The sequence below is a fragment of the Candidatus Brachybacter algidus genome (genome assembly GCF_016707225.1).
In the GTDB taxonomy this organism is placed as follows: Bacteria; Bacteroidota; Bacteroidia; order Chitinophagales; family Saprospiraceae; genus Parvibacillus; species Parvibacillus algidus.
Genome location: NZ_JADJID010000001.1, coordinates 339,566 through 366,541, shown reverse-complemented (window position 1 = coordinate 366,541; position 26,976 = coordinate 339,566). Strand labels below are relative to the sequence as shown.

General features: G+C 37.9%; 23 protein-coding genes. 16 read left to right on the top strand and 7 right to left on the bottom strand.

What is annotated here, in order from left to right:
- Nucleotides 1–69: 69 nt before the first annotated feature.
- From IPI15_RS01470 to IPI15_RS01455, 4 genes are all read left to right on the top strand, one after another.
- Nucleotides 70–1,101, top strand: coding sequence for a proline iminopeptidase-family hydrolase (locus IPI15_RS01470; RefSeq protein ID WP_287402757.1), 1,032 nt, complete (start codon nucleotides 70–72; stop codon nucleotides 1,099–1,101).
- A 177-nt stretch (nucleotides 1,102–1,278) separates the two neighbouring features.
- Nucleotides 1,279–2,241, top strand: a complete 963-nt coding sequence (locus tag IPI15_RS01465) for a Fic family protein (protein WP_287418933.1) — start codon at nucleotides 1,279–1,281, stop codon at nucleotides 2,239–2,241.
- Nucleotides 2,242–2,276: 35 nt separating this feature from the next.
- Nucleotides 2,277–2,978: a helix-turn-helix transcriptional regulator gene (locus IPI15_RS01460; RefSeq protein ID WP_287418931.1), complete on the top strand. Its 702-nt coding sequence runs from the start codon at nucleotides 2,277–2,279 to the stop codon at nucleotides 2,976–2,978.
- A 71-nt stretch (nucleotides 2,979–3,049) separates the two neighbouring features.
- The gene (locus tag IPI15_RS01455) at nucleotides 3,050–3,553 is read left to right on the top strand and encodes a DinB family protein (RefSeq protein ID WP_287418930.1); all 504 of its coding nucleotides are present in this window, start codon (nucleotides 3,050–3,052) and stop codon (nucleotides 3,551–3,553) included.
- Nucleotides 3,554–4,599: 1,046 nt separating this feature from the next.
- Here IPI15_RS01455 and IPI15_RS01450 read toward each other — a convergent pair.
- The 5 genes from IPI15_RS01450 to IPI15_RS01430 form a co-directional block, all read right to left on the bottom strand.
- Entirely contained in the window at nucleotides 4,600–5,487 is an 888-nt protein-coding gene (locus tag IPI15_RS01450) for a sugar phosphate isomerase/epimerase family protein (RefSeq protein WP_287402749.1), read from the bottom strand.
- 90 nt (nucleotides 5,488–5,577) lie between these two features.
- Nucleotides 5,578–6,198 (bottom strand): gluconate 2-dehydrogenase subunit 3 family protein, encoded by a 621-nt coding sequence (locus IPI15_RS01445; protein ID WP_287418929.1) that lies wholly within the window; start codon nucleotides 6,196–6,198, stop codon nucleotides 5,578–5,580.
- 9 nt (nucleotides 6,199–6,207) lie between these two features.
- A complete protein-coding gene (locus IPI15_RS01440) occupies nucleotides 6,208–7,887 on the bottom strand; it encodes a GMC oxidoreductase (protein ID WP_287402745.1) in 1,680 nt (559 codons plus the stop codon).
- Between the two features lie 24 nt (nucleotides 7,888–7,911).
- Nucleotides 7,912–8,802 (bottom strand): hydroxypyruvate isomerase family protein, encoded by an 891-nt coding sequence (locus tag IPI15_RS01435; protein ID WP_287418927.1) that lies wholly within the window; start codon nucleotides 8,800–8,802, stop codon nucleotides 7,912–7,914.
- 1 nt (nucleotide 8,803) lies between these two features.
- On the bottom strand, nucleotides 8,804–10,039 hold the full coding sequence (locus IPI15_RS01430) for a nucleoside permease (protein WP_287418926.1): 1,236 nt from the start codon (nucleotides 10,037–10,039) through the stop codon (nucleotides 8,804–8,806).
- A 123-nt stretch (nucleotides 10,040–10,162) separates the two neighbouring features.
- Here IPI15_RS01430 and IPI15_RS01425 point away from each other — a divergent pair, with 123 nt between their 5' ends.
- From IPI15_RS01425 to IPI15_RS01405, 5 genes are all read left to right on the top strand, one after another.
- Entirely contained in the window at nucleotides 10,163–11,323 is a 1,161-nt protein-coding gene (locus tag IPI15_RS01425; protein WP_287402741.1) for a Gfo/Idh/MocA family protein, read from the top strand.
- Entirely contained in the window at nucleotides 11,316–12,143 is an 828-nt protein-coding gene (locus IPI15_RS01420; RefSeq protein WP_287418925.1) for a polysaccharide deacetylase family protein, read from the top strand. The genes IPI15_RS01425 and IPI15_RS01420 overlap by 8 nt, the downstream gene beginning before the upstream one ends.
- 216 nt (nucleotides 12,144–12,359) lie before the next feature.
- Nucleotides 12,360–13,262: an aldo/keto reductase gene (locus tag IPI15_RS01415; protein ID WP_287418924.1), complete on the top strand. Its 903-nt coding sequence runs from the start codon at nucleotides 12,360–12,362 to the stop codon at nucleotides 13,260–13,262.
- Between the two features lie 118 nt (nucleotides 13,263–13,380).
- Nucleotides 13,381–13,725 carry a TfoX/Sxy family protein gene (locus IPI15_RS01410; protein ID WP_287418923.1) on the top strand — a complete coding sequence of 115 codons (345 nt, stop codon included), beginning with the start codon at nucleotides 13,381–13,383 and terminating at the stop codon, nucleotides 13,723–13,725.
- Between the two features lie 72 nt (nucleotides 13,726–13,797).
- Entirely contained in the window at nucleotides 13,798–14,163 is a 366-nt protein-coding gene (locus IPI15_RS01405; protein ID WP_287418922.1) for a VOC family protein, read from the top strand.
- Nucleotides 14,164–14,908: 745 nt separating this feature from the next.
- Here IPI15_RS01405 and sucD read toward each other — a convergent pair.
- A complete protein-coding gene (sucD, locus tag IPI15_RS01400) occupies nucleotides 14,909–15,787 on the bottom strand; it encodes a succinate--CoA ligase subunit alpha (RefSeq protein WP_287402730.1) in 879 nt (292 codons plus the stop codon).
- Nucleotides 15,788–15,882: 95 nt separating this feature from the next.
- Nucleotides 15,883–16,197 (bottom strand): FtsB family cell division protein, encoded by a 315-nt coding sequence (locus IPI15_RS01395; protein WP_287402728.1) that lies wholly within the window; start codon nucleotides 16,195–16,197, stop codon nucleotides 15,883–15,885.
- Nucleotides 16,198–17,037: 840 nt separating this feature from the next.
- On the opposite strand from IPI15_RS01395, the gene IPI15_RS01390 reads away from it, so the two are divergent.
- The 7 genes from IPI15_RS01390 to IPI15_RS01360 all read left to right on the top strand — a co-directional run bounded on the left by IPI15_RS01390 (nucleotide 17,038) and on the right by IPI15_RS01360 (nucleotide 26,970).
- Nucleotides 17,038–17,160 (top strand): hypothetical protein, encoded by a 123-nt coding sequence (locus IPI15_RS01390; RefSeq protein ID WP_287418920.1) that lies wholly within the window; start codon nucleotides 17,038–17,040, stop codon nucleotides 17,158–17,160.
- A gap of 623 nt (nucleotides 17,161–17,783) precedes the next feature.
- The gene (locus IPI15_RS01385) at nucleotides 17,784–18,542 is read left to right on the top strand and encodes a hypothetical protein (RefSeq protein ID WP_287418919.1); all 759 of its coding nucleotides are present in this window, start codon (nucleotides 17,784–17,786) and stop codon (nucleotides 18,540–18,542) included.
- A gap of 323 nt (nucleotides 18,543–18,865) precedes the next feature.
- The gene (locus IPI15_RS01380; RefSeq protein WP_287418918.1) at nucleotides 18,866–19,399 is read left to right on the top strand and encodes a hypothetical protein; all 534 of its coding nucleotides are present in this window, start codon (nucleotides 18,866–18,868) and stop codon (nucleotides 19,397–19,399) included.
- Between the two features lie 60 nt (nucleotides 19,400–19,459).
- Nucleotides 19,460–19,924 carry a T9SS type A sorting domain-containing protein gene (locus IPI15_RS01375; RefSeq protein WP_287418917.1) on the top strand — a complete coding sequence of 155 codons (465 nt, stop codon included), beginning with the start codon at nucleotides 19,460–19,462 and terminating at the stop codon, nucleotides 19,922–19,924.
- A 51-nt stretch (nucleotides 19,925–19,975) separates the two neighbouring features.
- Entirely contained in the window at nucleotides 19,976–20,281 is a 306-nt protein-coding gene (locus tag IPI15_RS01370; protein WP_287418915.1) for a hypothetical protein, read from the top strand.
- A 28-nt stretch (nucleotides 20,282–20,309) separates the two neighbouring features.
- Entirely contained in the window at nucleotides 20,310–23,543 is a 3,234-nt protein-coding gene (locus tag IPI15_RS01365) for an autotransporter outer membrane beta-barrel domain-containing protein (protein ID WP_287418914.1), read from the top strand.
- Nucleotides 23,512–26,970 carry a T9SS type B sorting domain-containing protein gene (locus IPI15_RS01360; RefSeq protein ID WP_287418912.1) on the top strand — a complete coding sequence of 1,153 codons (3,459 nt, stop codon included), beginning with the start codon at nucleotides 23,512–23,514 and terminating at the stop codon, nucleotides 26,968–26,970. The genes IPI15_RS01365 and IPI15_RS01360 overlap by 32 nt, the downstream gene beginning before the upstream one ends.
- The last annotated feature ends 6 nt before the right edge of the window (nucleotides 26,971–26,976 follow it).

Sequence of the window (26,976 nt, the reverse complement as noted above, 5' to 3'; positions counted from 1 at the left end):
ATCGACATGCTCTTGAAATAAATATTATAAAAAATAGTTCTATCACAAAAGGAATAACTAAATTTAACTATGAAAGTAAAATTTAGATATTTTTTTATTCTATCTGTGGTAGGATATTTTTTTACAACATGTAAAAGTAATTCACAAGAAAATACAACCACTTCCTCTGTATCTTATTTCGAAAAAATTGACACAGGAATTCAAGATGGCGGAATAACAATGGTTCCTATCGAAACTCCGAAAGGCATATTCAAAGTTTGGACCAAAAGATTTGGCAATAATCCTACCATGAAAGTTCTCCTTCTCAATGGTGGACCGGGCGCTACACATGAATACTTCGAATGCTTCGAAAACTTTCTGCCACAGGAAAATATCGAATTCATATATTATGATCAATTGGCTTGCGGAAATTCTGACAATCCAAAAGATACCTCTCTTTACGATTTGGCGAGGTATGTCGAAGAAGTAGAACAAGTGAGACAGGCGCTTAAACTTGATAAAAATAATTTCTACCTGTTGGGCCATTCCTGGGGTGGAATCCTCGCGATGCAATACGCACTTAAATACCAGCAAAATATCAAAGGACTCATCATTTCCAACATGATGGCCAGCGCGCCAAAATATGGCCAATATGCTGATGAAGTACTTTCCAAATTAATGGATCCAAAAGTTCTTGATACCATTAGAGCTCTTGAAAAAAATAACGACTTCTCAAATCCGAAATATATGGGTTTACTCATACCCCACTTTTATAACAAGCACATTTGCAGACTACCGGTTTGGCCCGAACCGATCGATCGATCCTTTGCAAAAATCAATCAGGATCTTTATGTTTCCATGCAAGGTCCTTCTGAATTTGGAATTTCCGGCAAGTTGACCAATTGGGATGTAAGTGGAGAACTAAAAAACATCAAGACCCCTACCGTTGTCATCGACGCAACTCATGACACCATGGATCCGGAATATATGCGATGGATGAGCACACAGCTTCCGCAAGGCCAGTTTTTGTTATGCCCCAATGGCAGTCACATGTGTTTCTATGATGATCAAAAAGTATATATGGCTGGTTTGATCTCTTTTATTAAAAAGGTGAATAATTGAAGAGACTCTGACATCTGACATCTGATTTCTGGACAAGACAGTGATTACTGATTACTGATTACTTACATCTGACATCTGACATCTGACATCTGATTTCTAAAATTTAAATATCGGATGGTAAATTTTTTTAGCCTATCCGATATTAAATAAAAATGACTACCTTTGTGAAAAAGAAAAATGAGGTGGCAGGAATATCCATATAATTTTGAAGGTCTAGACAAGATGTTGGAGCGTATTTCATCAAAGAAAATTGCTCTTGACAGACTGCGCCCTTTGCCATCTATTGCCTTGAAGAGTATCAAGGAGAGTCTTACTCTCGAGTGGACCTATAATTCCAATAGTATAGAAGGGAATACGCTTACTTTGGTAGAAACCAAATTAATCATTGAAGAAGGAATAACCATAAAAGGGAAGTCACTACGAGAGCATTTTGAAGCGGTCAATCATCAGGTAGCAATTGAGATGATTGAATCCCTAGTGGATAAAAATCATTTACTTAATGTCCATGATATATTAATTGTGAATGGAGTGGTACTCCAGAATATTGAGAAAGAATACGCCGGGCGCTACAGGACATCAGGGGTTAGGATTTCAGGGGCTAATTTTGTGCCTCCAAATGCTCTGAAGATTGATGATTTAATGACAGAATTAATCAATTGGGTAAATGAGTATCCTATTGATATCGTTATTAAGGCTGCAATCGTTCACCATCGTTTTGTTTGGATACATCCATTTTTTGATGGAAATGGCAGAACTGCGCGTCTTATTTTCAATTTGCTTTTGATGCAAGCCGGTTTCCCACCTGCTATCATCCTCAAGAATGACAGAAAGAAGTACTATGACGCACTAAATAATTCAAATAATGGAGATTATTCCAAATTACTTTTGCTCGTACTTCAGGCACTAGAAAGGAGTCTGGATATATATCTGGCTTCACTTACGAATACCTACGAAGATTACCTTCCGGTTTCACAAATAGTCGAGGATCCTCACATACCCTATGGTCAGGAGTATGTGAGTTTACTCGCAAGACAAGGTAAGATAGATTCATTCAAAGAAGGAAGAAATTGGCTTACCTCAAAGCAAGCTGTATTGGATTATATTCAAAATCGGGATAGAAATCGAACTTTCAATTCTTAACTTACTAACCTTCTCACTTTCTAACCTCCTCCCCCATGCCTAAAACTGATAGTTCGCGTCTTGAAAGACTAACAGCCATTATCACACAATTACAAACAAAAAGATTGATCACCTCGACGATGCTTTCAGAAAAGTTTGGCGTAAGTGTAAGGACCATATATAGAGATATCCGTGCCCTGGAAAAGTCAGGAATACCAATAATAACGCAAGAAGGACGAGGATATTCAATCATAGAAGGATATCGTCTGCCACCTATTATGTTTACTGAAAAGGAAGCCAATGCATTGATCACAGCAGAACAATTACTTTCGCTGAACAAGGATAAATCATTTGTCTATGATCTGAAAGAAGCAATTAATAAAATCAGGGCAGTATTAAGGCATGATTCTAAGGATAAAGCAGAATTATTGTCTTCCAGAGTGTTCATATGGGAAAGAAATGACCAAATTAACATCAGTAATATCCTTTCTTCTATCCAAATAGCATTAACAAATTTTAACCCTGTTAAATTAAAGTATATTTCTGACAATGAATCTGTGACACAAAGAGATGTCGAGCCATTCGCATTGGTTACAAGTTCCAAAATGGGTTGGTACCTAATTGCATGGTGTAGATTGCGTAATGATTTCAGGACTTTTCGCCTTGATAGAATGCAACAAATTGACATTTTGACCGGCCATTTTGAACCGCACAAAATAACTATGCAGGAATATTATGAAAAATATCGAAACTTTTAAAACACCCCTGACATAGGGCTGTCACTTTGGGGCTTTACATTTGTATTATTAATAATCAAAAATAATATAAAATGTTACTAGAAACTAAACAATCAGCAAGCATTTCAACGGATTCAATTTTATCAAATTGGATGGGTCACAGAAATTTGACCAGAAAAATAATTTATGCTTTTCCTGAAAAAGAGCTTTTTACTTATTCAATAGGAGGAATGAGGACTTTTGCCCAAATGGTGGAGGAGATCATGATCATAGCTGAAGAAGGCATGAATGGTATTCTAACCGGAGTCTGGAATCCTGTAGAAGGAAGTCAAGTAATGACAGAATTGATGGAGAAAAAAAGTAAAACTGCTTTGCTGAAAAAATGGGACGAAATAACTGAACACATTAATCACATATGGCCACAATTGGAACCGGAACATTTTATGAAAGTTGACAAAGCATTTGGTGCTTATGAAAACACTAATTTAGGAACTATCCAATATGCATACGACAATGAGATTCATCATAGAGCTCAAGCATATGTTTACCTGCGTGCCCTCGGGATACAGCCTCCGTTTTTCTGGGATAGGTATTGACGGTGTTTGGAGTTTGGAGTTTTGAGACACAATAGAAAAAGCCTTGTTGAATGACAGGGCTTTTTTCATATTTATTTTTTACCACTAATAACACTTGTGATGCTAGGCATCTACAAATTTATTCGTGAAAATTCGTGAAATTATCTGCGATGCTGCTTACGCGGTCGTGGCTAAAAAAATATCAATCTCTACTTATTTTGCTGTGTATGAACAGTATAAATAATTTTGTCAATGAGATAATTATTAAAGTATAAGTAAACTATATGAATTTGACAATTTCCATCAAAAGGATAAGGTTTATACAGAAGTAATTCAAATCTAAATATTATACTTTTTGTTGAGGCTAATACCACAACAAAAATTCTATTAGCCACTACCGCGTAGCAGCATCGCAGATAATTGCACGAATGATGCTTTGCATCTAACACGAATTTATTCGTGAAAATTATTTAAACGTCCATCAGTTTTACCTACATGGTCATGGTAAATTATAATACTCCATCAAAATTATACGAAATTTATCTATTTTTAATGCGCAGAAATTGCTACTTTTCAAGAGTTGAAACTCCAATAATTGCACACCTTATTCATCATTTAACTTTAATTAGTTTTTAAACTTCTAAAATCAACAAACATGAAACCGAGTTTTTATTTATTATTGGGAATTTCAATTGGGTACACTGTATTAACTGTTATTATTAAGATATTTAATTTATCGACTTATGCGAATAAACTGTTATTATTCTCTTTAATACCTAGCACTTTGCTACTAATATCTTTATTCTATAACCTGAATAAAAAAACTAATAATTAGCATTAATTATTGTAATTGATGACAAATAACAAAAGGAGAATAAAGGGCTTCCAAACCAATCGTTATTAATTAGAAATTGCTGTTTCTATTCCTAAATAATTTTGTAAATAGGTCAATAGTGAATTACAAAAATTGAAGAATAATAGCTCGTACTCATAATTAAATTCTACACCATTAATCGGTTTTTAAAATAAAAGTAATTTGATGTAGAATTTTCAGAAATACTTAATTATCAGTTCAGTTTTTTCATAAAATCTGCATCTGCTTTGACAGCTTCAAGAGGGCTTCCAAATGGATATGCTTCCTGTTCTACTATGTAGTGCTCCATACCACATTCGTGCGCTGTTTTAAGAACTTTTGGCCAATCGATTACACCACGGCCCAGATCTACTGAGTTTTTACCATTATCCTCACCCGGTTGTTTACTATAGTCTTTTATATGGCATAATTTAAATCTGCCTTTATACTTTTTCAGCCATGTTTCAATGTCTTGCCCTGCAGCGTGCACCCAATACATATCCATTTCAAAATCTACAAGTGTAGGATCAGTCATTTCCACCATAATGTCCTGCGGAAAAAGTCCATCTACCTTTTTGAATGAATAATCATGATTATGATATGCAAATCGGATTCCATTCTTTTTACAAATAGCACCTTTCTCATTAAATTTCTCTGCAAATACCTTGAAATCATCTATGGATTTCTGAGGACCTAGCCATGGAGCAATTAAATATTTCAAACCGGCTTCCGCAGCTTCTCCTGCCTTCCTGTCAAAATCTTTATTAATGTCACAATGAGAGGAAACCATCTTCATTCCAAGTGAGTCTAAATATTGTTTCAACTCATTGTTCTTCATTCCCCACCATAGACCCATGCCACCTTCGTAACCTTCGATCTCCTTATAGCCATAGGAGGCTACAGTCTTCAGCACAGCCTTTGGGTCTTTCGGAAGATCATCTCTCAAAGTATAGAGTTGAAGTCCAAAATTTTCAATTCCGGGTATATTTAGCCCACTTAAGCTCCCATCTGATTTTGCAAAAATAGAACAAGAAGGCAGCATGGCCATCCCAGCACCTATCAACACCATGTCTTTTATAAAACCTCTTCTATCTTTTGACATTTTATTTTATTTAAAATTAATTGCAGATTATTTTCCCTTGTTTATTCAAAGTCTATCTTCCAGAATCTAATGTCTAGCGTCTATCGCCTATTACGAACAAAACGCCTTCTCCCCTTTCACATACTTATAAGCACCATCAAACTTTCCCGGAATAGGCAAATATCTCAGCGCCTTTGTCATTCCTTCTTCTGATGAGAAAAATGCCAACAAAGTCAGCTGCTTCATCATCGTATAATAATGTTTTGGAGAACTCACAAAATTGAATTCTTTATCTTCCTTTTTTAATGCTTCTCTGCGCGGATCGTCCTTTTTATTCTGAGCTTCATTGTATGTTTTAGCTTCTTCTTCCAAAGCTAGTAATAGCTCAGTTCTTTGTTCCGGGGTACAAGACATAAAATCCTTCGAAAATTTCTTTTGACTTTCTTTATCCATCTGAGCTATTCCTTGCATAAATGCAGCTTGGCTCTCCGGTGTGTAGCAATCCGTCACCACAGTCTTCATTACTTCTGCTACATTGGCATCTTTAGCTCCCGGGGTATCAGATTTTGGTAAAATAGTTTCACCAATTTCATTTAACAAAGTCAAATTTTTTGCTGAAAAAGTGAGGTCTGTTGAAACTTCGCTTTTACATCCACTCAATATCAGATCACCACCTATCATAGCTGCTCCGGTAAATGTTGCTATTATTTTTAATAATTCTCTTCTTTCCATGATCTAAGGTTATAAGTTCATTTTTTTAAGTTCTTTGACAGCAAAATCCGCTGCTCTAGCTGTCATGGCCATATAGGTTAATGAAGGATTCACACAAGATGAGGATGTCATGCAAGCTCCATCTGTGATGAAAACATTTGGTGCTTCCCAGACCTGATTGTTGCCATTTAGCACAGAAGTCTTGGGATCTCGACCCATGCGCGCTGTACCCATTTCGTGAATACCCTGTCCGACGGCATACCCAGAATCATATGAATACACATCCTTCACACCACTTGCTTCGAGCATTTCTTTTGCATCCTCTAGCATGTCTTTTCGCATCTTCAGTTCGTTTTCCTTAATTTCCACATTCATACTCAACACCGGCATTCCCCACTTATCTTTCATGTTTTTATCAAGTTTGATGGTATTGGAATGATCAGGCAACATTTCTCCAAATGCAGTCATACCCATGCTCCATTGACCCGGTTCACAAAGGGCTTCTTTGTATTTGACACCTAACATTTCTGCGACTTCTACACCGCGGCCACGTCCAGCTCCGCCTTGATAACCGAAGCCTCTGAGGTAGTCGCGTTTATCATCATATATATTGCGATATCTAGGAATATAAATTCCTGAAGGTCTTCTTCCATATTCATAAAATTCTTCGTAGCCGTCCACGACGCCACCTGCACCAAGTCTAAAATGATGATCCATGACATTATGCCCCAGTTCACCACTACTACTTCCAAGTCCTTCCGGCCATACATCAGTCGCTGAATTCATCAGAATCCAGGTAGAATTGAAAGACGAAGCGCAAACGAAAATTATTTTTGCATTGTATTCATATGTTTTGTTATCAATAGCATCGATTACTTCCACACCCGTAGCTCGTTTTTTATCCTTGTCATAGATAAGACGCTTTACTATCTTATTTACTTCCAAAGTGAGGTTATTCGTGGCTCTGGCAGCGGGTAATGTTGCAGACTGTGTACTGAAATATGCGCCATACGGACATCCAAGCCAGCATTTATTCCTGTATTGACAATTGACCCGATTTTGCTCAGGTTTTGGCAAAGTAATATTGGCACTGCGACCTATGAACATGTGACGATTGCCCTTGTAGTGATCTTTTAACTTGGCTGCCAAATCCTTTTCCACGATATTCATGTCGATAGCAGGAAGAAATTCACTATCAGGAAGGACGTCAAGGCCTTGCTTAGAACCCTGAATACCTGCGAATCTTTCTACGTAACTGTACCATGGAGCAAGATCATCATATCTGATTGGCCAATCCACAGCAACACCTTCTTTGGCATTTGCCTCAAAGTCCCATTTATTCCAACGGTAACTCTGACGCCCCCATAGAAGAGATCTACCCCCCAATTGATAACCTCTGTACCAATCGAATCTTTTTTCTTCCACATAAGGATTTTCCTTTTCATCAGCCCACATTCCCAGAACGGATTCACTTAAAGGATAATCCCGCTTTAATACAGGATAGTCTTTGATCATTTCCTGAGTTCGTTGACCTCTATGAGAATATTCCCATGGATCTTTCGAAGCGTTGACGTAATCTTTGATATGTTCATGCATTCTTCCACGTTCGATCATCAGCACTTTAAGTCCTTTCTCTGTCAGTTCTTTCGCAGCCCAGCCGCCTGAAATTCCTGAGCCAATGACGATGGCATCATATGTATTGTTAGCCATAAATATTATTAGTTTTTAAATTTTTCAAACATCACAAATTTCAATTCCTTTCTGAAGGGCAGTCAACTTAGTAGCATTGTCTCCACCTTTCGCAATAAATTCCTGGGCGACAAAACCTGTAAAACCAGTCTCATGAATTGCTTTCATAATTGCAGGATAATATAGTTCCTGAGTTTCATCTATATCGTTACGACCCGGAACACCGGCTGTGTGATAATGACCAAAATATTGATGGTTATCCTTTATGGTCCTGATCACATCCCCTTCATTTATCTGCATGTGATAGATGTCATAAAGTAATTTAAAATTTGGAGAATCAATTCTTTTGCACAATTCGACACCCCATGCACTTTTGTCTGCCATATAATCATTGTGATCGATCTTACTATTGAATAATTCCATCTGGATGATGACATTATTCTTTTCTGCCAGGCTCATGATTTCTTTAAGACCTTTGACACAATTATTCATGCCGGTTTCATCGTCCATGCCATTTCGATTGCCACTGAAACAGATAAGATTCTTGTATTTCGCTGCTCCAACCAGTGGAATAGATCGCTTAAAATCTTCAATCAACCAGGAATGGTTTTCCGTGTGATTCCACCCTTCTGTTAAACTAATTTTTCCATCTGTGTAACACATGGAACATTCAATGCCATACTTTTGGAGCATTGACCAGTCCTGTGGTTTAATAAGGTCGATAGCCTTGACATTCATTGAGTTGATCCATTGACACATCTCTTCTAATGTTACAAATGAAACACACCATTGACAAACAGAATGGTTGATATTTCCTTTTAACTGATAAGCTTCATTTTCTGACTTTGCAAATGCATTTAAGGAAGGGGCGGCAGCGAATGCCAATCCTCCCGCAGCCATTTTTTTCAACATCGACCTTCTGCTATTTTCTTCCATATTATATTGTTTGAGGCAACTTAGCCTTTGGGTTTTTAAAAAATATTAGAAATAAAATTGTCACTACTGCTGCGAAAACAGTTGGATACATCCATATTGACTGCCAGTCATGGTTAACAACTTTTCCGGTAGCATCCAGAATTGAATGATCACCGGAAATTTTGCCTGCAGCCCAAAAACCAATGTACATCCCGATACCATAGGTAGCAAGCGTAATCAAACCTTGGGCTGACGAACGGATCTTTGGCCCTGCCTCCTGATCTGTATAAATATTGCCGGTAACGAAGAAAAAATCGTAGCAAATGCCATGAAGAATAATCCCAACATACAACATCCAAAGATTAGCATCAATGTTGCCATAAGAGAAACAAAGGTATCTTACGACCCAGGCTATCATTCCAATTAATAACATTTGTTTAATGCCAAATTTTCGAAAAAATAATGGCATTAGAAATAGAAAAATCGCCTCACTCATTTGACCGAAACTCATTTTCTGAGCAGATCCAATCATTCCTGCTTCATTCAAATAAAGGTTTGCAAGACCATAATAAAAAGCCAATGGAATGCATATTAAAATGGAGGCAATAAAGAATACTAAATAATTTCTATTCGCAAGGATTTTCAATGCATCGAGTCCTAACACTTCCCTAATACTAACGTTTTGACCAGACTTAGAAGGTGGTGTATTTGGCAGGAAAAAACTATAAACTCCTAGAATAAGTGACGTGGCAGCTGCAACTTGAAAGGTAATATCCAGACTACCAGGATTAGCTTCCCAGGCCATGTAGCCAACGATTTGCCCTGCGGCGATCCAACCTATTGTGCCCCAAAGACGGATACCGGAAAATTGCTTCTCCGCATCACTGATCTGATGCAATGCAATGGAATTGGTCAATGCCAGAGTCGGCATGTAAAGGACCATATATATAAGGAGTAAAACATAAAAAGAACTAAATTCAGAATTTTGAGAAATAAAGTACAATAGTCCAGCACCCACAAGATGTAATACTGCCAATATCTTTTGTGCTGCGAAATATTTATCCGCAATCAAACCAATAATGAATGGAGCGATGATAGCACCCAAACATTGTGTGCCATATGCCAATCCTGACTGTGCATCCGTAGCTCCAATATCCCCTTTAATCAAGTAAGTACCCAAGGTTACAAACCACATTCCCCAAATAAAAAAATTGAGGAACATCATGGAGGATAACTGAAAACGTGTGGTAGACTGCATTGATTTTATGTTAAAAAAGTATTAGAATTGTATAATTAATTCGATGGAAGTTTAAATGTAATGATTTTAATATCAGAATTTTAAATTTATTAATGATAATTTTACAAAATAATATAACCAACTATGGCTCAATACAGAAAATTAAGATTGGCAATGATCGGTGGAGGCAGAAATGCTTTCATTGGTAGTATCCACAGGTTGGCATTTAATATGGATGGTTTAGCCGAGTTGGTAGCAGGCGCTTTGAGTAGTGATTCCGAAAATGCTAAGCTATCCGGAAGAGATCTATTTTTGGATGAAGAAAGAATTTATACGAGTTATAAAGACATGCTTGAAATTGAATCCGCTAAGTGTGAAAATGAACGCCCGGATATTATTTGCATTGTCACACCTAATCATATGCACTTCGAACCGGCAATGATGGCGCTCGATCTTGGTTTTCACGTTGCCATTGACAAACCAGTCACTTTTGATCTCGAACAAGCGAAACAATTGGCAGAAAAAGTCAATTCTACAGGGAAATCATTGTTATTAACCCACACCTACACAGGATATCCAATGGTCAAACAAGGCAGGCGGATGGTGCTTTCCGGAATATTTGGAAAAATAAGAAAGATCTATGTAGAATATCCACAAGGCTGGTTAAGTTCACCGCTCGAAAATTCAGGAAATGCCCAGGCTGCCTGGAGAACAGATCCTTCAAAAAGTGGAAAAGCCGGAGCAATGGGCGATATCGGAACACATGCATTTAATCTTGCTGAATACGTCTCAGGGCTTCAAGTTTCAAAATTGTGTGCAGACATTAATTCAGTTGTTGAAGGTCGAATGTTAGATGATGATGGTGCAGTTTTATTGAAATTCGACAATGGGGCAAGTGGAGTTTTAGTTGCCACACAAGTTGCAGCCGGAGAAGAAAACAATGTAAAGATTCGAGTTTATGGAGAGCTGGGTGGCATTGAATGGCAACAAGCAGATGCCAATACGCTTAAAGTAATGCGGCCGGACAAAGCTGCTGAAATATACCGAACCGGAACTCCTTATGTTTCATCCTTTGCATCACACAATTCACGTGCGCCTGCCGGTCATCCGGAAGGATATCTTGAAGCATTTGCAAATCACTACAGAAATTTTTTCTTGACCATCAATGCGAATATGAATGGAGAAATTCCAAAAGAAGAATGGTTAGATTACCCTGGGATTGAAGAGGGAGTAAGGGGTATGATGTTTATAGATAAGGTGGTCGAGTCCGGAAGATCAGCAGATAAATGGATCAATTTTGAATAAAATTAAGTACTTCAGAATTGTAAAAACTATGAAAGACACAATGGTATTGCTAGTTATATTATTGGCAAGTATTCAATGTAAAGCACAAAACACCCTTAATTGGAATGGCAAAAAATGTGCTGTAGTCCTCACATATGATGACGCACTTAATGTACATCTCGATAAAGTTATTCCGCAATTAAATGCTTACAATTTCAAGGGGACTTTCTATTTAATTGGCTCTTCACCCAATGTATCCAATCGCATTATAGAATGGCGCGCTGCAGCCGCTCAAGGCCACGAACTCGGTAATCACACGCTCAACCATCCCTGTGCGGGAGACCTTCCTGGAAGGGATTGGACAAAAGGCGAAAATGACCTGACTAGATATTCCGTATATCGTGCAACACACGAGATCAAAGTTTGTAACACTCTTTTGGAAGCGATTGATGGTAAAAAAGAACGCACTTTTGCCTATCCGTGCGGTGATTTGATGATCAGAGATACGTTGTTTTATAAATATTCTGAACAAGAATTCGTGTGTGCTCGAGGAGTTGAAACAGGTTATTTAGCAATGGATAAAGTAGATCTGTCGAATGTAAATGCTTTTGCTGCCATTGGGTCGACGGCCGAACAGATGATCGAACAAGTTAAAAATGCAGAGAAAGCAGGATCATTTGTTGTATTTATTTTTCATGGAGTGGGTGGTGAGCATTCGCTGAATGTGGATCTTGAAGAGCATCGAAAACTTTTGGAATATCTTAAGAAGAATGAAGGAAATATTTGGGTTGCAACGATGGTAGATGTGGCTAAATATATATCGGAAGTTTCAGAACAATAAATTTCTATAAAACTATTGGCTTCACTCAATTTGAAGTTAGAAGTTTGGAGTTTGAATGAAACTCAGATGATAATGTTTAGCAAATGAAAACATTTAGATAAAATTTTAATACTAAATTAACGGCACGATTAAAATGATAATATTAAACTTTAGAATTTAAATTATATTCAAAGAAATAAAGATTAGAGCACAAAAAAATAATAGATAATTAGCAATATGCATAAAGTAAAACTTTCTTCTGACCTTCAACTTTCCCCAATTATTCACGGACATTGGAGATTGCGTGAATGGAATATGAATGCTCAGGAAATATTGGCTTTCACGGAAAAGTCTGTAGAATTGGGTGTTACAAGTATTGATCATGCAGACATTTATGGCGATTATAGATGTGAGAAACTATTTGGTCAGGCATTGGGACTGAAACCATCATTGAGAAAAGAGATCCAAATCGTAACAAAATGCGGTATCAAGCTTGTCTCAGAAAAGTACCCTGAAAGAAAGTTGAAAACGTATGATTACAGCTTTAGACATATCATCTCATCGGTGGACAATTCTCTACAAAATTTTGGAACAGATTATCTCGATCTACTCTTATTGCACAGGCCGTCTCCTTTTTTCGACCCACAGGAAGTTGCCAGGGCATTTGTGCAGCTTAGAGAAAGTGGTAAAGTAATTAATTTTGGTGTTTCGAATTTCAATCCGCTTCAATACGAGATGCTGAATGAACATCTTGAGGAAAAACTAGTCACGAATCAAGTTGAAATATCTCCACTTTGTTTGGAGCATTTTAAAAATGGCAACATGGATTATTTCATGAAAAACAAGATCAGACCAATGGCTTGGTCACCGCTAGCCGGAGGAGAAATAATGAATAAGGTGGGCGATAAGGGAGCAAGGTTGGGTAAAGCTTTGAATAAAGTGGCACATGAAATAGGAATAGAAAGTATAGATAAAGTCATTTATGCATGGCTTTTAAAGCACCCTTCAGGAATCATGCCAATCGTCGGTTCAGGGAAATTTGAGAGATTGCAACATGCCGTTGACGCGCTAAATATAAACATGAGTTTGGAGCAATGGTTTGAGATTTATAATGCATCTGAAGGTCATGAATTGCCTTAATTATTTTCTAAAAAGTTGGAGGTTAGAAATTTGAGGTTAGTTTTTTTTGCTAATCAGGTCATCAAATATCGCTCTGATCAAAAGAGAAATACTATATTAATTTTTATAAAATTGATTTATGGCATATGATAATAATCTAGCAGAAATGGTAAGAGAATATCTAAGTAATTTCCCTGAAATCAATGTGGAAGAAAAAAAGATGTTTGGTGGACTTGGATTTATGGTAAATGAAAAAATGTGCATTAATATCAGTGGAGAAAAACTGATGTGCCGATATGATCCAGTATTAGAAGAAGAAATCGCAGAAAAGCCAGGATTCGAGCCAATGATTTTGAAAGGTAAGGCGATGAAGGGCTATTGCTATGTCCATTCCGATGGATTTGACAAGAAAAACGACTTTGAATATTGGCTTGATCTATGTTTAGAATATAACCAAAGAGCGAAGTCGTCTAAAAAGAAGTAAATTTTAAAAAAACCAACAACAAGCATCACAACAAACAACAAACAACAAACAACAAACAACAAACATCAAACAATGAATATAAAGGCAAAGGCAATCAGACCCTTCATCGGATCAAAGAATTTTGAAATTTCACGCAATTTCTATCAAGATCTTGGTTTCGAAGAAGTCGTTTTATTTCATAATATGTCATTATTCACAATTGGGAATTTTGGCTTTTATTTGCAAAATGCATATTTAAAAGAATGGGTAGATAATACGATGGTTTTCATGGAAGTAGAAGATCTTGACCAGTTCTGGAAAGACTTGGTTGTATTGAATCTTCCTGCCAAATATGAAGAAGTGCGCACTGTGCCTATTCAGCGGATGGATTGGGGCAGCGAGTGTTTTGTGCACGATCCGAGTGGTATTTTGTGGCATTTTGGTGTGTTTGCGAAGTGAGAAGCGAAGATTTGCGCGCAAATTTATTCAGAATCACGCTTGCCTGCCTACAGAGGCAGGGACTTAAAGGATGAAAGGATTTCACTGAAAGGTGTTGGTAATAATCAGTGTAATCCGAGTAATCACTATAATCTGTGATCCAGACAGAAAAAAGGGTTCACGCAAAGTGAGGTAGAAGCGCTAAGTAAGCTAAGATGGAAGTGAAGAGTGAAAATTTAGTCTCCATTAGGAAAATTTTATTAGAATCATACTTGACTGCCAACAATGACGGGATTTAAAGGATGAAAGTATTTCACTGAATGGTCTTGGTAATAATCAGTGTAATCCGAGTAATCACTATAATCTGTGATTCAGACAGAAAAAAAGTTCACGCAAAGTGAGGAAGAAGCGCTAAGGACGCTAAGATGGAAGTGAAGAGTGAAAACTTAGTCTCCGATATGAAAATTTTATTAGAATCATACTTGACTGCCAACAATGACGGGATTTAAAAGATGAAAGGATTTCACTGAATGGTCTTGGTAATAATCAGTGTAATCCGAGTAATCACTACAATCTGTGATTCAGACAGAAAAAAAGTTCACGCGCCTTTGGTTTTAACCAAAGCACTCCATAAGCAATCTCTCTATACTTCACATCTTCATATCAATAATAAATTCCTCCAATAAATGAGCTATATTAACAAAAAATTCCCCTTGGTCAATATCTCAAACCAAGGGGAATAATATATTTTAAAGTAAAAACTTACTTACACTTTCTTTGCCATCACTTCCGCCATCGTCTTTCCGATATCAGCCGGAGAAACTACTACATGTATTCCACACTCCCCCATGATTCTCATTTTAGCTGCTGCAGTGTCATCCTCACCACCTACGATGGCGCCGGCATGACCCATTTTACGACCTTTTGGAGCAGTTTGGCCTGCTATAAAACCAACTACAGGTTTAGTGCCATGCTCCTTGTACCATTTTGAGGCTTCAGCTTCAAGGCTACCACCTATCTCCCCGATCATTACGATGCCGTCTGTTTCAGGATCATTCATAAATAATTCGATTGCTTCCTTAGTTGAAGTTCCGATGATTGGGTCACCACCAATTCCGATAGCGGTAGAAATACCAAGCCCTGCTTTGACCACCTGGTCAGCAGCTTCGTAAGTCAAAGTACCAGATTTTGAAACAATACCGATGCGACCTTTTTTGAAGACAAAACCCGGCATGATGCCTACTTTAGCTTCATCCGGAGTAATTACACCCGGGCAATTCGGTCCTATAAGACGTACGTTTTTATCTTTTATGTATTCTTTTACTTTGACCATGTCCTGGATCGGAATACCTTCAGTGATGCAGACGATAGTTTTGATTCCTGCTTCTGCTGCTTCCTGAATAGCATCGGCTGCAAAAGCCGGTGGAACGAATATAATGGAGGTATCTGCACCAGCTTGATTCACAGCATCTTGAACTGTATTGAAGACAGGTTTGCCAAGATGAGTTTCGCCACCTTTACCAGGAGTCACACCACCAACTACTGGAGTGCCGTACATGATCATTTGTTCTGCGTGGAAAGTACCTTCTTTACCTGTGAAGCCTTGGACGATGATTTTGGAGTCTTTGTTAACTATTACTGACATTTGATATTTTTTTTACGACAATATCTAAATGACAATCAAGCAGTAATCTCAACAAATAGGAGGATATAACAACTTAAAGTGATCTTCAGATACCGTTATTCGACTGCAATGATAAACAAATCTTCATCATTTTTGGTCATTAAATATTCTTCACGGCCAAATTTTTCTATATCGCTGTTGACATCCTTTGTCATTTGTTTGGTGCGTATGATGTCATTTGACAACTTGTCTTTTTCTCTTTCATACTTGTAGATTGATCTTTGGAGTTGCCATTGAGTGACCCATCTGTTCTTGTCGAATAAAGCCATCCAGATGAAGAGGAAGAGGAAGGATGCTATGTATTTTTTATTTGGGCCTCCGGGAAGAAAATCTTTGATGTCCTGAAGGATATTTGTAAATTTTTGATACATATTAAATAAATTTATAATGCAAATATAGCTATCAATTAATGATATACCCATTGTATTTATTATTAATGTATAAATTTTTATTTTTAAATATGTAAATAGCTATAATTCAAATAAAAATAAATTTAAGAAATTAGAGTTTTGATATTCAGCGCCTTATGAATAGTGTTAGAAATACATATGATGGCATATATTTAGTACTTCAAAGCACAATATTCAAATACGCTAGTGGTAAACAGCTATCGCTGATAACTGCCAAAAATTTATTTATAGTAAAATAAGTTATTCAATGTTTATATAAATGGTATATCATTGTTAATCAACACTATGGTCAGCATCAAAACATTACTTCATATTATAAGATCAATCTTTAAACTACTTTTATAAATTTCCAGGGAGCATGGGGCAACTCATGCTCTTTTTTTTGGGATTGTAAGCTGAAATACCAAGAATATCGGACCACAGCAGGCGAGATAAGAATATCCAGGGATCGTGGATAAACGTTATAAATTGCATTCAATTTTTTAGTAATTTTTAAACATACCTATTTCATAACGATACATATATCAAGTATTTATATATTTATTTAAAAGAAAACATCCGCATTATTTGTAATATATTTGCAGCGTATCGGTATGTCAAATGATATAATAAGTGACCTACCACAATTAATATTAAGTTCACATTAACCTTCTACCTTTGGTTTATTATTCTTAATTTAAAAAACATTACAAATGATTAGAAATTTACTAATAATTTTATTTTTTATTTCAACAAATTTGCGGGTTATGCCCAAATTGCCCTTGCCGATGGTAGTCCTTATACATGCAAAACTTCAACTCATTGAATTGGTGGTACTCAGGTTTGGACCAACAGGATGGACTGTGGAACTGGAGTAAATGTCGAATAGAGGCAATTGTTGCATACAATACCGGTATGCTGGTAGTGGAACGGTGGATCATTTAAAACTGTTATAACTTTAAATGGGTTAGTTTTTGGTGGCTTCAAGTTGAGGAGATTCTTTTGTCAGTCCACCAGCAGTAACAATTCGCCAGGCTGGATAGTTTTGTTTCAACCATGCGACAGTTCAACTTGAAATGACTAGCAATTGCATGTTATGGAGAACATTTTAGTCTTAGTTTCAAAGCCAAAGTTTAATGGTATCATGGGTAGGTTCAACACTTCACTACAGTTTCCACTTGGGTAGCTCTGACGGCAATTTGTTTGGCAACTTTATGGCACGCAACTACCGATCCAGGCTCATTTGGGATACCATTCAGTTTCAAGTGCCAGCTATTACTTCACTAATGTAGCATTTAGAGTTCTTGATAAGAGTGGCATTTTCGAAACTAAAGGTGTAGGCAAGATCACATTAACCAATCGATGATTTTCATTTACACCTACAGCAGTAGCGCTTTGTGCGCAACCATCAACGCAAGCAATGTCATTCAGTGCTACAAATTTAATGCAACTCCAATGAATGTTAACTGGACTAGAGGTAATGGAAACAAGGTTTTAGTTCTTGCTCGAGCTAGTAGAGCTATTTCACGTGGCTCTAGTTTAGCAATACTTATGGAGCTAATTCTATTTTGGAACAGGGGATACCAGAAATAGGCATTGGTAACTTTGTTGTATACAATGGAATTTTAAACAGTGTATCTGTCTCAAACCTAAATCCAAGCACTACCTACCATTATGCAATTTATGAATACAATTCTATTGATAATTGTTATAAAGCTTCCCCATTATTAGGAAATGCAACAACTACTAGCGCTCCAGTTGCTTATTATCGTTCGATTTCTTGTGGTGATTGGAATACTCCAGCAAATTGGGAATCCTCTTCGGATAACATGAATTGGATTAATGCAATCAGTGCCCCAACATTCCTTGATAACAGTATAAATGTTAGAACTGGCAATAAGCTCGATATTACCTCCACCCTATCTTTAGATAATTTAACAATAGATGCTGGAGGAACAATTGAAGTAATTGGTGGTACTCTGACTCTTAATGAAGGCACAGGCACGGATTTGGATATTTTGGGAACATTAATCAATTCAAATACGACACCTATAGTTATCTCATCAGGTGCAACTATAGTAGTTGAGAATGGTGGAAAATATCAACATAATGTTATTAATCCCAACATTCCTTTATGTACTTGGAATACAGGATCCAATTGCGAGATTTTAAAATTTCCTCCTTCTAGTTTGAATAACACTCTTTCTCAAGCTTTCTACAACTTCTACTGGAACAATACTATCCAGACTGGTGAAACAAATCTTGCTGGCTATTTGAATACTATAAATGGTGATTTCAAATTATTGAGTACAAATAGTTTAATTTAAGACAGATCGGCTCTGCCATGACTTTAGCGGTCGGTGGAAACTTTGAACTGTGTGCAACTTGCAAATATAGTTTTAGCGGTGCATCAGGCCAGGGAACTATTGATTTGAAGGGTAATCTTGTTTAAATGGCAAATTGACTGAAACGTAGGACGGATCAGGCAGGCTTATCTTCAGCAAAACTACTGGTCCTCAGGCAATTACTTTTGGCTCTTCAGCGAGTATCACGACACTGTTACTATGGAGATTAATAATGTTAACGGTATCGATCTACTTTCAGATGCATTCATACAGGTTTAGGAACTCTAACTTTTGTTAATGGACAAGTGCGAACAAACGGATTTACATTTTATATATCATCTTCCGTAACAGTTGCTGGAAATAATTCATCAAGATACTTCTGTACTTGTGATAATACAGGTTTGATTCCAGCTACTACAGGAGGTCTAATAATGGATGTAAATACTGGAACTTCGATATTACATCCTGTTGGGCCAACAAGCACATTATATATGCCTGCTACTTTAATTGCCTCACCAACATCTGCTTTTGGCAATTATATTGTTAGAGTACAACCTCTTGGGTCAAATGGTGTGGTTCCTGTTGATGCTACTAAATGCATACAATATCAATGGGAAATCGAAGATCTCGATCCATCAACGCAAAAAGATTTAAAACTTCAATTACAATGGGTAGTAGGTACTGAAGGTGTTAACTTCACACCAGGACCTTCATTGGTCATAGGGCACTGGAATGGTACTAAATTTAATATTGTAAATCCTGCTACATATAACTCTGGTGACCCTTCTGCGTTAAGCACAATTGCTTTTGATTCATTTTCTCCTTTGTGTTGCATCTGAAAACATCGCATTGCCGGTTACTTTGACGCAATTTAATGTCTTAAATATAACAATGGAGCGATGTTAAATTGGGCTACTACAGCTGATTATAATCATAATAGGTTTGAAATAGAAAAAAGTAAAGACGGCAAATCTTTTGACTATTTAGGTGCTGTTGCCAATAATAATACGAGTTCGAATATCAAAAAATATTCATATTATGACTTATCTCCCCTTCAAGGATTGACTTATTATAGGTTGAAAAGTATTGATAATAATGGAAGTTATACTTACTCAGAAACAAGAACAATTCAATTTAATGTGAAAGGCGATCTAACTTTAGTTAATGTGAACAATGAAGTTGTGATAAGAGGAGTTGAGTCAGTTGCCACAATGATTGTCTACGACTTTAATGGAAAAATTGTTTATCAAAAAAATGTAAATAATGGATATTCAATCTCATTAAATGAGCTTCCTAAAGGAGCGCTATACTTTACAGTGAATGAATCTGACAAAGCGAATACACTCAAAGTAATTAATTTGTAAAATACAAAAGGAGCTTAGCTGATTCTAAGCTCCTTTTTTTAGGATAACCGTATGAAGAACCTCTTTTTAGTAGTTAGCCTATTACTTACAAATTCAATTGTACTTGGTCAAATTATTTTAACCCAGGAAACCTTTAATGAAGCAGCCAATTCTGTAAACGGAACTATGACCGGAGGACAGCCATGGAGTGTGACTTCTGTTAATTCATGTTCAGGGCCATTTACATTTAGCGTACAAACATTTTCTGGAATTAATAGAGCATTTAAAGAAGCGGGTGCAACTGGCTTTGGATGCTGTTATTGTGTTTCAGGAATTCCTGACCCAATGGGCACATGTGGTGATGTATCGAATTTTTAAATTTTGGACCAATAGATATAAGTAACCGATGCAACGTTGGTATAAAGCAACTATTTCCTCAGTAAATCCTGTCGGAAATAAAGAATGCTATAATGGTGGCGCAGCTCCAATTAATGCCTGTTTAAGTGGAGGAAATGACCAATTGCTTTGCGAGTACTCCTTGGATGGAGGTCCTTGGACTTTATTCGGATTCATGTGCGGCGACAATTTAATCCAAGCTGCCAATACTGGTAATGTATTAACTGGAAATACACTTAGCTTAAGGTTTATGATTGGCAGTCAAACGCCTGATGAAATTTATTGGATAGATGATGTTCAGGTCTCATATATGCCTAAAACAACTCCTACGTTTACCCAACTTGGTCCATATTGTGTTGGCCAATCCCCAGCAGTATTGCCTGGTACTTCAATAGAAGGAAATGCAGGAACCTGGACACCTTCGACAATTAGCACTGCTATGTCAGGTAGCATAGTATATACCTTCAATCCAACCAATACTATTTGTTTCAACCCTACTACAATGACAGTAGTCGTAAATGCTGCTGCTTCACCTACCTTTACTCCATACCCGTCTTATTGCGCCGGAGATCCAATACCCGCCCTGCCTACCACCTCTAATAATGGTTATACAGGAACTTGGAGTCCCGCCATAGACAACACAACCACCACTATTTACACTTTTACACCCACTCCAGGTCTATGTGCTTCACCTACGACCTTGACTATTACAATCAACCAACCCACCATACCTACTTTTACACCACCTCCAAGTTATTGCGCGGGCGCTGTGATTCCGGCTCTTCCAACTACCTCCCTTAATGGAATAAATGGATCCTGGTCTCCTGCTATTGACAATACAATGACCACCACTTACACTTTTACACCTACTCCCGGTCTATGTGCTTCAACTACTACTCTGGCAATAACAGTTAACCAACCCACCATTCCTACTTTTACACCACCTCCAAGTTATTGCGCGGGCGCTGTGATTCCGGCTCTTCCAACTACCTCCCTTAATGGAATAAATGGATCCTGGTCTCCTGCTATTGACAATACAATGACCACTACTTACACTTTTACACCAACTCCCGGACTTTGTGCTTCAACTACTACTCTGGCTATAACAATTAACCAACCCACCTTACCTACTTTTACACCACCTCCAAGTTATTGTGCAGGCACTGCGATACCAGCCCTTCCAACTACTTCCCTTAATGGTATAAATGGTACTTGGTCTCCTGCTATTGACAATACAATGACCACGACTTACACATTTACACCCACTCCCGGACTATGTGCTTCGAATACTACCTTGTCGATTACAATTAACCAACCCACCATTCCTACTTTTACACCACCACCAAGTTATTGCGCTGGCGCTGCGATACCAGCCCTTCCAACTACTTCCATTAACGGAGTAAATGGTACCTGGTCTCCTGCTATTGACAATACAATGACCACTACTTACACCTTTACACCCACTGCCGGACAGTGTGCGTCAACTACGACCTTGTCGATTACAATTGATCCACAAACTGTACCCGACTTCGGCGCTCTAGGTCCATTTTGTCAAAATTCAACGCCACCTGTTCTGGTTACTACTTCTCCGAATATGGTCAATGGAACCTGGTCTCCACCGGCTATAAATACAAACGTAACCGGAAGTTCAAGCTATATTTTTACACCTGACATAGGTCAATGTGCTTCTGGTCAGACTATAAGTATATTGATAAATACATTACCTTCAGTTAGTGTTAACCCGGCTGGTCCACTCTGCACTATTGATGCTGCAATCACACTTACCGGATCTCCGGCAGGCGGCACATGGACTGGAACTGGAGTGAGCGGCAACTCATTCGATCCTGCCGCAGCAGGTTCGGGAAACTGGTTGATTACTTATTCTTTTACGGATGGAAATGGATGCAGCAATACTGCCAATACCTCCATCTTAGTTTCTGATTGTGGATGCTTAAACCCAATAATGGTGGACGCAGGTCCAGATCAACAAATATGCGCGAATGAAATTCCTATAGTAAGTGGAACAGTGGTTAATTCAGCTATTTTTACATGGACTACCTCTGGCGACGGTACCTTTGATAACGATGCAGCCTTGACAACAAATTATAATCCAGGTCCATTGGATATTGCCGGCGGGACAGTTACTATTACGCTCACGGCACCTGATCCGGATGGAGCTGGCCCCTGTTCATCCGTTGATGATTTTTTTATCCTTGATATTGTTCAGCAACCAACGATTTCTATTGCTGGAGATATAGATCTATGTATAAACGAATGTGGAACTTTTTCAATCCTCATAACAGGTGGAACCGGCGGCACATATCAATTATCCTTTAATATCACTGACGGTACTTTCAACTATAATTTTATGGATCCGTCCATTACAAATGGAGAAAACATTAATGTATGTTATGGTGGAGCCACATCATCCTATAATGCTGCAACTAACACCCTAAATATTCCAAATACAGTTAGCCAAGGTGATTTTATAATTTCTGCCACCTTAATTGTTGATAACAATTTTACTACATGTCCAGGTATCATTAATCCACCTAACACAGTTACTGTAAGCATAAATTCAAATCCAAGCATTACCCTCAGCGGCACAGCAGGCCTTTGCCCCGGAGAATGTGAGAATGTTTCCTTCAATATCAGCGGAGGTTCAGGACTATACAACGTAGATTTCTTAATAACCAGCCCATTTTTTGGTTATAACTTTAGCGATAATGCACTATCAGCTTCTAATAACTTTACTTTTTGTTACTCTGGGCTTTTCCCATCCTATAATGCTGCCACCAATACTATTACCATTCCATCATTTGTTCCTCCTGGCGTATTAAATATTACTGTAACTTCATTAGAAGATGCTAATACTGGCTGCCCGGGAATTATCAATATTCCCAACAATTTAGGCATTACACTTTATTCTAATCCTGCAGTAAGTATTACTCCAGTGCCAACTCAATGTTTAAATGACCCTGCGGTAACATTATCAGGCAGTCCTTCAGGAGGAATCTGGTCTGGGACAGGAGTAATTGGTAATACATTTGATCCACTACTGGCAGGTGTCGGATCATGGCAAGTAACTTATAACTATACAGATGCGAATGGTTGTATGGGAAGCAATTCCACAAGTATTGTTGTTTCGGATTGTGGTTGTGCAAATCCTGCGATAGCTGATGCTGGTATGGATTTAATTATTTGCAATGGTGATGATGCAGCGCTCACCGGTAGTGTTAAGTAGTACAGCAATTTGGTCAACAAGTGGAAGCGGAATATTTGCAAACCCTAATTCCGCCATTACAACATATACTCCCAGTACTGCTGATTTCCTGGCAGGAACAGTCACATTAACGTTAACTGCTACCGATCCGGATGGTGTAGGTCCTTGCAGTTCTGCCAGTGATCAAATTGTCCTAACTTTCACTACAGTTGTAGTAAATATCGATCCCGTGGCTGATATCTGTTTGACGGATGCTCCAATTACATTGTCAGCAACGCCTCCAGGAGGAATTTGGACGGGAACCGGCGTCACAGGAAATATTTTTGACCCTTCTGTGGCTGGTGTTGGTACTGCACAATTAATATATGAGTATACGGATGCAAACAATTGTTCTGATGCTGAAACTTTAGCGATTCTTGTGCTTGATTGTGGATGTGCGGATCCGGCTTTCGCCAATGCAGGACCAGACGATATAGTCTGTGCAGGTGATGCCGCAATACTTTCCGGTACTGCTAACCATGCAGGAACATGGTCCACTTCAGGCAGTGGTACCTTTTCAAATATCAATGATGTAAACACTACTTATACGCCAAGTCAGGCAGATATTAATTTTGGTTCAGTAATTCTAACTTTAACAGATGCTGATCCTGACGGAATTGGTCCTTGTGTAAGTGCTGGGGATCAAGTGGTCATTACCTTTGATTTCCTTGTGATTAATATTTCACCGGTAAGTCAATTATGCGATGGTGATCCAAGTGTAATACTTTCAGCCACTCCTATTGGTGGTTTATGGTCAGGAAATGGAGTTACAGGCAATAGTTTTGATCCCTCTACAGCTGGACCTGGCACACACACTATCAATTATACTTTCATTAATTCAAATAATTGCACAGCAAGCGAAGACATTCAAATAGTTGTAACTGATTGCAATTGCCCTAATCCTGCTATGGCAAATGCAGGTAGTGACCTAAAAGTCTGCGGCAATCAATTAATTCTGCTTAATGGAACAGTAAATACAACTCCTTTGTGGAGCACCAACGGCACCGGATTTTTTGATGATCCGAATATGGCACTCACTATTTATAATGCAAGTCCGGCAGATATACTTGCAGGTTCAGTAACTTTAACCTTAACAGCATCGGATCCTGATGGGGCAGGACCCTGCTCAGCAGCCACTGATCAGACTGTCATTACTTTTCAAGCGATGCTTTCCGTTGTTGCCAATCCTGTGAATGATCTGTGTATCAGCGCTAATCCTGTTACCCTTACAGGAAATCCAGGCGGTGGAACGTGGTCAGGTATCGGAGTAACAGGCAATACCTTTGATCCCGCTATTGCAGGAATCGGAAGCTTTACATTGTCTTACGATGTGAGTAGCGGAGGATGTGACGGCAGTGATGATATTGTAGTGAATGTTATTGATCTACCTGCTGTTTCAATAGGAACACTGGCAGATTTTTGCATTGGCGATCCTGCAATAGTCTTAAATATAGGTAGTCCGGCCGGTGGTTCATATTACTTAAACGGAGATCTGGTAAATGCAATTACTTCCTTCAATCCAAGTATGATAGGCACTCAGACTATAACCTACATAGTTGGCACTTCTCCATGTACTAACCAAGCTATTACAAGTTTTAAGGTCAATGACTGCGCCTGTCCAAATCAAGCTACTTCGGATGCAGGTATCGATCAAGCAGCGTGCAAGGGGTCAACTTTTTCTTTGGTGGGTATCATCTCAAACGCAAATAGTGCTACCTGGACTACTGCCGGAGATGGGATATTTGGTAACGCAAATTCATTGAATACCAGCTATGCTCCCGGACTAAATGATGTGTTAAATGGTTCAGTTATTATTACGCTGACTACCGAAGATCCTGATGGAATAGGCCCTTGCAATCCCGCTTCCAATACTATGAAGATCACAATAAATACTCCTCCTGTCATTGTATTTCAAAGTGTTGCAGATCTTTGTTTGGACGATCTACCTATTACGCTAACGGTTACTCCTACCGGAGGAATATTTACTGGTAATGGAATATCCGGCAATCAGTTTGATCCAATGATAGCAGGTGTAGGTACACACAAAATATTTTATAAGGCAAACGTTGGGACTTGCGTTTCAATAGACTCAATAACTATTAATGTAGCCAATTGTGACTGTACAAACAACGTCACCGTAAATGTAGGACCTGATACGACTATATGTCAATTAAATCCGGTACAATTAAATCCAATAATTTCAGGAATTGCAAACGGTTCATGGACCACAAATGGATCTGGGAATTTCAATAATTCTAATATAAAAAATGCGATCTATACTCCTTCTCCACAGGACCTTATGAATGGAACTATAGTAGTTACTTATACAACTGTGGATCCTGATGGTGCTGGACCATGTCTGAGCGCCACAGATCAAAAAAATATAATTTTAAAACCACAGCCAGAAGTATTACTCCTCGTCACCCAACCCTCTTGTAACAAACCTTTAGGGAGTCTTAAGATAACGGTATTGGCAGGCCAAAACCTGTTATATTCTATCGACAATGGTTTAACATTTACCGCGAACTTATCAATTGACAATATTGAACCTAATGATTACCAACTCATAATTCAAAGTCCCGGGTTTGATTGTCAGACAACTCTTGATTTCAAAATTGCAACATTACCGATTAGCGAAGCATTTTGGACTATTAAATCTTCTGCATGTTCAGATGATGATAATAACTCTTTTGTCCTTTATCAGACCAGTAATTTAACTTTACCTTATCAGATCACGATCAACGGTGAAAAAAAATCTCCTGTTACTTCTCTCCCTGCCACATTTGAGATGTTGGACTTTGGAATATATGATGTAATTCTAACTGATTCTAAAGGCTGTATCGTCACAAAACAAATTGAATTTAAGTTCAATAGTTCTGTTGAATTAAATATTAATCCAATATATATTATTGATAAGGGGGAGAGTGTAGTCCTTAAAACTGATATTTTGGGTGATTATGAGACTATATCATGGACACCTGCTACCTGGCTCTCTTGCGATGACTGTCCGGATCCAACTGCCAAACCGGATTCAAATGTAACATATAAGGTTGTCGTAATGGATAGTCAAGGTTGCATGGATGAAGGAATAATAGAGGTAAGAATCCGAAAAAAGATCAATGTATTTATCCCTAATGTGATTTCTCCAAATCATGATGGAATAAATGATGGATTCACAGTGTTTGCTGATGAAAATATTAAATCAGTCAAAACTCTCCGCATATTTAATAGGTGGGGCGGATTAGTATTCGAAAGAAATAATTTCGAACCAAATAAGGAAGAACTTGGCTGGAATGGAACATTCAAAGGAAAAGAGGAAAACCCAATGGTATTTGTCTATTTCGTAGAAGTTGAGCTCACAGATGGTGATATAAAAATATTCAAAGGAGATGTTACAGTAATTAAATGATAACTT